The organism is Streptomyces sp. NPDC005648 (genome assembly GCF_040605395.1).
Classification (GTDB): Bacteria; Actinomycetota; Actinomycetes; order Streptomycetales; family Streptomycetaceae; genus Streptomyces.
Window position 1 is genome coordinate 19,393 of the sequence record NZ_JBEXCS010000118.1, and the last position, 7,899, is coordinate 27,291.

General features: G+C 67.7%; 2 protein-coding genes. Both read left to right on the forward strand.

Features of this window, described 5'->3' with window-relative positions:
• The first annotated feature begins 159 nt into the window (after positions 1 to 159).
• On the forward strand, positions 160 to 7,245 hold the full coding sequence (locus tag ABZT17_RS40330) for a ricin-type beta-trefoil lectin domain protein (protein WP_356356927.1): 7,086 nt from the start codon (positions 160 to 162) through the stop codon (positions 7,243 to 7,245).
• Between the two features lie 80 nt (positions 7,246 to 7,325).
• A complete protein-coding gene (locus ABZT17_RS40335) occupies positions 7,326 to 7,757 on the forward strand; it encodes a hypothetical protein (protein WP_356356929.1) in 432 nt (143 codons plus the stop codon).
• Positions 7,758 to 7,899: the final 142 nt, after the last annotated feature.

Genomic DNA, 7,899 nt, shown 5'->3' on the forward strand with positions numbered 1-7,899 from the left:
ACTTGACCGTTACGCGCCGTGATGATCATCACTAAGTCACAGGGAACTCTGGCTTTCCCCACAACTCCCCCACAAAATCAGGCCGTTCTTGATGCGGCTTCACCTGTGCGCAGCGCTGTCTGCCGTCCGGCCGCTTCATGCCGTTCGGGGGGTTTCGCTGTGCCTGTCTTCACGTCCGTGCGCCGCTCGCGCGGCCGCCGTTCCGCTCTGCTCCCGGCCATGGGCCTCGCGCTGGCGGTGGCGCTGCTGCCGACGCAGGCCATGGCCACGCCGCCGGATCCGGGCAGCGCCGAAGTGCCGCGCGAGGACGTCACGTTGGAGCAGCTGCCCGCCGAGCCACTGGTCAGTGGCGCGACCCACGATGCCAAGCTCGACAGCATCGCGGTCGACAGCCCTGAAGCCCAGCACGAGGCCCCGGCCGGCACCACCACCCCGGCCGCTTCCGGCACCGCCCCCGTCTCCTTCGGCGGCTCCACTCAGACGGCGGCCCTGGGCGGCACCACCACGGTGACCCCGGCGGACTACACCCCCGCCGGTGCCCTCCCCGTCAAGCTCGGTCGGGCCCCGGACGCCCCCGCGCCGACCGGCACCTGGCAAGTGGCCGTGTCCCCCCGCACGGCGGCCGAGTCCGACGGCGTCGACGGCGCGGTGGTCACCGTGACCGCGCCCGCCACCGGGTCGGTCCCCATCTCCGTCCAGCTCAGCTACAAGACGTACGAGAACCTCTACGGCGCCGACTGGGCCTCCCGTCTGCAGTTCGTGCAGTTCCCCGAGTGCTACCTCACCACCCCCGACCTGGAGGAATGCCAGGCCTACACAGAGCTGGACACGGTCAACGACCCCGACTCCAAGACGGTCACCGCCACTGTCGACACCGCCGCCGACGGCACGGTCGCCCCGGCCTCGACGACCAGCGCCTCGGCGTCTTCGGGGATCCTCCAGGCGTCGTACGTCCGTCCGGCGGCGGCCACCGGTGACAAGGCGGTCGTCGGCGCGGTGGACTCCGGCGGTGGCGCGGCCGGTTCCTTCAAGGCGACCCCGCTGGTCACCGATGGCAAATGGGCGGCGGGCAACGCCTCCGGCGGCTTCACCTGGTCGTATCCGTTGCAGTTGCCGCCTACTCCCGCCGGGCCCGCCCCGGAGGTCGCTTTCAACTACAACTCGCAGTCCGTCGACGGCCGGACCGCCGTCTCCTCCCCGCAGGCCTCCTGGGTCGGCGAGGGCTGGGAGTACGACCCGGGGCACATCGAGCGCCGCTACCGCACCTGCAAGGACGACCGTGAGGACACGGACGCGGGTGCCGCCCCGAACAACACCGCCAAGAAGAACCGGACCTCGGACCTGTGCTGGGTCTCGTACAACGCCGTCATGTCCCTGCGCGGCAAGACGGTGGAGCTGGTCCGGATCGGCGACACCGATATCTACCGGCCGCAGGACGACGACGGCACCCGGGTCGAGCGCAAGACGGGTGGCGACAACGGCGACGACAACGGCGAGTACTGGATCGTCACCACCACCGACGGCGCCCAGTACTTCTACGGTCTGAACAAGGTCGGCGGCGGTCACGCCGACACCAAGTCCGTCTTCACCGTGCCCGTCTTCGGCAACCACCCCGACGAGCCCTGCCACGCGGCCGCCTTCGCCGACTCGCGCTGCGACCAGGCCTGGCAATGGGGCCTGGACAAGGTCGTCGACGTCCACGGCAACGCCATGATCCTCAACTGGCAGCCGGAGACCAACTACTACGCCGCCAACAAGAAGTTCAAGAACCCGGTGAAGTACATCCGCGGCGGCTACCCCACCAGCATCGAGTACGGCCTGCGCACCGCCGACCTCACCAAGCCCTCCGCGCGTGTCCTGCTCAACGCCGCGGAGCGGTGCCTGGAGACCGACGGATCCTGTGCCCCGGCCAAGTTCGACGACACCAAGAACCCCGCCTCTTACCGTCCCTGGTGGGACACCCCCGGCAACCTCAACTGCAAGTCCGGATCCAAGCTCTGCCCAGCCTTCCCCTCCTTCTGGACGCGGATGCGTCTGGCGTCGGTGACCACCGAGGCCGCCCGTCCCGGCGCCACGGGGCTCGGCAAGGTGGACACCTACACCCTCCACCAGTCCTTCCCCCGCGACTGGTACAACACCTCACCCGGCCTGTGGCTGAACTCCATCACCCGCACGGGCTACGCCCCCGGCGACAGCACCGGCACCCTGCAGAGCGAGGCGGGCGTCAGCTTCGGTCCGTACGTCACCGACGCGGGCGACCCGCTCGGCAGCTACCTCAAGGACCAGCAGCTGCCCAACCTCGTCCCCCGCTACAAGAACGACCCGCGCCCCGGCTTCACCCGTCCACGCATCGGTACCGTGACCACCGAGCACGGTGCCGACATCGAGGTGACCTACGACGGCGGCTGCAAGTCCCAGCCCGATGTGTCGCCCGAGAGCAATCACGGCACCTGCTTCCCGGTGCGCTGGTCGCCGGACGGCGAGGCCGACAAGCCGGCCATCGCCTGGTTCAACAAGTACGTCGTCTCCTCGGTCACCGAGACCGACCGGATCTCCGGAGTCTCCGACCGCGTCACCAGCCGCTACACCTACAAGGACGCGGCCTGGGCGATGGACGACGACGAGTTCTCCAAGCCGTCCCTGCGTACCTACAGCGTCTGGCGCGGCTACCGCGAGGTCGCCACCGTCAAGGGCGCCAAGAACGGCGCCACCACCGGCATCCCGCAGACCCAGTCGTATGCGGTCACCCGTTACTTCCGAGGCGCGGGAGGCGTGGTCAAGGACTCCAAGGACGAGGTCACCCTCGTCGCCGACGACGCACCCCAGTACGCGGGGATGACCGCCGAGACCATCACCTACGACGGCACCGGCGGCCGCGTCCTCAAGCGCACCCTCAACTTCCCCTGGTCGAAGCAGACCGCTTCCCGCGCCCGCGACGGCAAGCTCTCCCCACTGCTCGCCTTCCGTACCGGCGTCAGACGTACCGACGCCATCCAGACCGTCGACTCCTCCTGGCAGACCGTGCGCACCGAGACCGAGGTCGATCCCGACCACGGCCTTCCGGTCCAGGTCCAGACGGCCGTGGTCAAGCCGGACGGCACCGGAGGTGAGAAGTTCAGTAACTACACCTGCGCGAAAACCGAGTACGCCAACAACGAGGACGCCAACCTGATCGGCCTGCCCAAACAGGCCCGTACCACCGCGACCTCGTGTGCCGGCTATGCCTCCGCCGACCCCGCGACCCAGCTGATCAGTGCCACCCAGACCAGCTACGACGACGGAGCCTATGGCGCGACCCCCACCAAGGGGCTGCCCACCAGCACGGCCACCCCGGGTGGCTCGGGCGTCGGATACCCGGTGGTCATCAAGACCTCCTACGACCCGCTGGGCCGGATCCGCAAGTTGACCGACCCCCTCAAGGGCGTCACGGAGACCCAGTACACCCCAGCCGACGCCGGTGGCCCGCTCACCTCGGTCAAGACCATCAACGCCAAGGGCCACACCTCCACCAGCACGCTCGACCCGGGGCGGGGACTGACCCTCACCGTCACCGACGCCAACGGCAGGGTCACCCGGAACGAGTACGACGCGCTCGGTCGCCTGGTGAAGGGATGGTCGGCGTCCCGCTCCTCAGGGAACCAGGATCCGGACGTGAAGATCGGCTACCAGATGGCCAAGGTGACCGCCACCATCACAAAGCCGACCGCGGTGACCGTCCAGACCCTGCGCGACAACGGCAGCTACGCCAAGCAGGTCACCATCTACGACGGCCTGATGCGGCCGTTCCAGATCCAGAGCGAGGCCCACGGCCCCGGCCGGATCATCACTGACACCCGCTACGACGACCACGGCCTGGTCCGCGAGCAGACCGGCACCTACCTCGCCAAGGGCGAGCCCGAGACCGCCCAGTTCAAGCGCAAGAGCGACAGCGTCGTGCCCAGCCTGACCAGAACCGCCTACGACGGCCTGGAGCGACCGGTCAAGACCACCACCGTCCGCAGCGGCAAAGCCGTGTACTCGGCCTCCACCAGCTACGGCGACAACTGGACACTCACCCGCCCGCCGGGCGGCGCCTCACCGTCCGTCAAGACCTGGACCGACGCCCTCGGCCGGGTCAACCTCATCCAGCACTACACGGACGTCGGCCTGAGCCACTGGCGCAACACCAAGTACTCCTACGACGCCCGTGGCGCCCGTACGATGGTCACCGACCCGGCGGGCAACATCTGGACGTACACCTACGACGCCCGCGGCCGCCTCACCGACTCCACCGACCCGGACACCGGCGCCTCCTCGTTCGGTTATGACGACCTGGACCGTCAGACCAGAGTCACGGACTCGCTGCAAAAGAGCACCTACACCAGCTACGACGAGATCGGCCGTGTCACGGCGGTCCGCGAGGGTTCGACCACCGCGACGCCCACCAAGGAGTTCGCGTACGACATGACCGGCGCGCTGGGCAAGCCGGTCTCCTCCACCCGCCACGACGCCACCGGCGACTACGTCAACAAGATCACCGGTTACGACGCCGACTACCGTGCCACCGGCCGCGAAATCACCATCCCCGCCCACGCCAACACCAAGGGGGTGTCCGGCACATACGCCTACCAGTACACCTACACCCCCACCGGCAAGCCGCTGACCGTCACGCTGCCCGCGATCGGCGGGCTCGCCAAGGAGAAGGTCGTCACCCGCTACGACAGCGACGGTCTCGCCGAGTCCACCTCCGGCCTGAGCTGGTACACCAGCGACGTCACCTACTCCCCGTACGGCGAACCCCTGCGCACGGTCAGCGGCCCCCAGCCCTACCGGGTGTGGACCACCAACTTCATCGACGAGCCCAGCGGCCGCCTCCAGCGCACGGTCTGGGACCGGGAGACGACGAACTCCCACCGGCTGGCGGACACCTACTACTCGTACGACCGCTCCGGCAACATCACCTCCACGGCGCGCAAGCTCACCGACGGAACAACCTTGGCCTGGGACAACCAGTGCTTCACCTACGACAACCTGGGTGAACTGGTCCACGCCTGGACCTCCAGTGCCGCCGTCGGGACGGCCGGCACCGGCTGCAAGTCCGCCTCCGGCACCGTGTGGGGCTACCGCGAGGACGGTCAGACCTCCGCCGGCCCGATCGCCGAGGCCGCCGACTCCGCCGGCGACAGCACCACCCCCGACAGCGCCCTCACCTCCTCGCTCACCGCTGCCGCGCCCGCCTCCGGGACCGTCGCGACCGGCGACACCGCCTACTGGCAGTCGTTCACCTTCGACATCGCCGGCAACCGCGCGTCACTCACCGAGCACAACGCCGCCAACTCCGCGCTGGACGCGACCAGCACGTACTCCTACGGCACCCTGGTGACGGGCAACGGCACCAGCACCCCCACCCTGACCCAGCCGCACACCCTCACCAAGACCGACCAGGCCACCGGCGCCGATCCCACCTATTCCTACGACGCCACGGGCAACACCAAGACCCGCGCCCTCAGCGGCGGCTCCCAGAGCCTTCTGTGGAACAGCGAGAACAAGGTCGCCGAGGCCACTGGCCTCGGCGACGGTTCCGGCCCGGTCGTCGGCCTGTCCGGCAAGTGCCTGGACGACACCAGCAGCTCCACCGCCGACGGCAGTCCGATCCAGCTCTACCGCTGCAACAACAGCGTCGCACAGCAGTGGAAACCGACCGGTGACACCCTGCGCGTGATGGGCAAGTGTGCCAGCGCCAACGGCACGGCCAACGGCACCAAGATCCTGCTTGCCACCTGCGACGGCAGCGCCACCCAGAAGTTCACCGTTCGCACCTCGGACCAGAGCCTCTACAACCCGGCCTCCGGCAAATGCATCGACGTACCGAGTTCCAATGACGCCGACGGCACGGACCTGCAGCTGTACACCTGCAACAGCACCGCTGCTCAGCAGTGGACCCTCGCCGATCACACGTCGTACGTCTACGACGCGGAGGGGAACCGCATCCTCCAGCATTCCGCGGCCGGCAGCGTCCTCTACCTCGGCGACACCGAGGTCTCCGCCGACATCAACGGCAACGTCATGCAGTCCGCCCGCATGTACGGTCAGTCCGGCGCCCCGACCACGGTCCGCTCCACCCGGTACGGCAGCGCCACCGGCCACACATTGAGCATCCTGCTCAACGACCTTCTCGGTACCGCCACCACCGCGGTCGACGAGACGGCCGGCCAGCCCTACACCCGCCGTTCCTTCAAGCCGTACGGCGAGACCCGTGGGGTCAAGCCCTCCGCCTGGCCCAACAACCACACCTATCTCGGCGCCGGCATCGACGACACGACCACCGCCCTCACCCACCTCGGTGCCCGCGAGTACGACCCCTCCACCGGCCGCTTCATCTCCGCCGACCCGGTCATCGACATGGGCGACCCCCTCCAGGTGAACGGCTACGCCTACAGCCACAACAACCCCGTGACCCACAGCGACCCGACCGGTCTCTACGACCCGGACCGCATGGAGTACGAACGGCAGCGGCGCCTGATGAACGACAACCCGGGCCTGCACAAGCCGCGCGCCAAGCCACCGGTCGTGGTCAATTCGGATCTACGGAAAATTCTGGATTCCGTCTATCTCCGCGATGTCAGAGAAGGCGCCAAGGTCACCGGTGACGGAACGGTGACCACGGCCGTCATCCAGGAGCTGAACACCGGGCAACAGGTCAATGGAAAGTGGCATCTGGTCAAGGCGATGAACCTGATGCGCAGACTCGCCGAACTGCTCGACAAGGACCGCCTTCAAAAAATGAACAAGGGAACCGACCTCCTCACCGAGGAAGACCGCAAGATCGCGCGGGCGCAAGCCGGGAAAATCTGGAGCGCGCTCAACGGCAACGACGTCACTGGCGGCGTGACCAAATACCTGACCGAGGACGAGTCCGACGGGCAGCAGTTCCGAGGCGCCCGGAAGAACACCGTCGCCAAACAGGCCGTGAGCGACATCACCGGTCAGAGATTCGAGGTCGACCCCCGGGACCGGGCCCCCAACCCTCGCCCCCGCCAGACAGGCGAGCCCCATATGAAGGGATTCATGAAGGGCTTCGGTATCGTCGGCAGCGCCGTCGGTCTGGCCCAGTACCCGGAGCAGGTCTACAACTACGGCTGGAAGGAAGGCACCAGAAGTACTCTGGAAGGCTTTCTCGATCCGTTCGACATCGTTCCGGACGGTCAAGGTGTCGGTTGTGCGCTCTTCGGTGACTGCTACGCCGAAGCCGCTCCCATGGCATGAGAGGTGGGAACCGGTCCTGGAGCGCCTTGTAGGATTCCGGGACGCTCTCGGGCCGGTCCCCGGCGAAAAAATGGATTCGGATGAACATGACGGCATTTATCACGGGTGAGAATTTTCTCGACGAAATCCTGGCCCAGGTACCCGAGATGTCCGATCGGGTCAGGAGCCGCATCAACTCGGCTCTGTCCGACGAAACGAACTCCGAAACGGTCGACGACATCAAGGGCGACCATTACGGCCTGCTCTGGGAACTCTTCGCATACGTCCTTGAGCCCGCACTCGGCTCCGCGCGGCGTCCGGAGGATCTGGTGGAGCGGTGCTTCGCGTTCCTTGAAGGCGTCGCCTCGTCCGTGAGTACGTCACTGCGGGGCAATCTGGATGTCGTCATCGAGGACTACCTGTCCGGTTCCCTGGGGGACACGGCCTACCCGTTCGCAGGGCCCGCCTTCCGGGCCGCCATGGTTCGGAACCTCGCCGACCAGGGCGTCGACCGCCCGGAGGAGTGGCGGTGAATCCATGACAAAGGGAACAGTGACCGTGTGGTCCCCCTACGGCTGTGACCGCGCCGACGGCAGACGGCGACTAACCCACCGACGACCCCGAGACCTGGCCCCGGTTAGGTGTCATCTGGCCGCACCTGGCCGCCACCGACAA

Coding starts and splice junctions, on each gene's coding strand:
- ABZT17_RS40335 (WP_356356929.1), top strand. CDS start 7,326: ATGAACATGACGGCATTTATCACGGGTGAGAATTTTCTCGACGAAATC.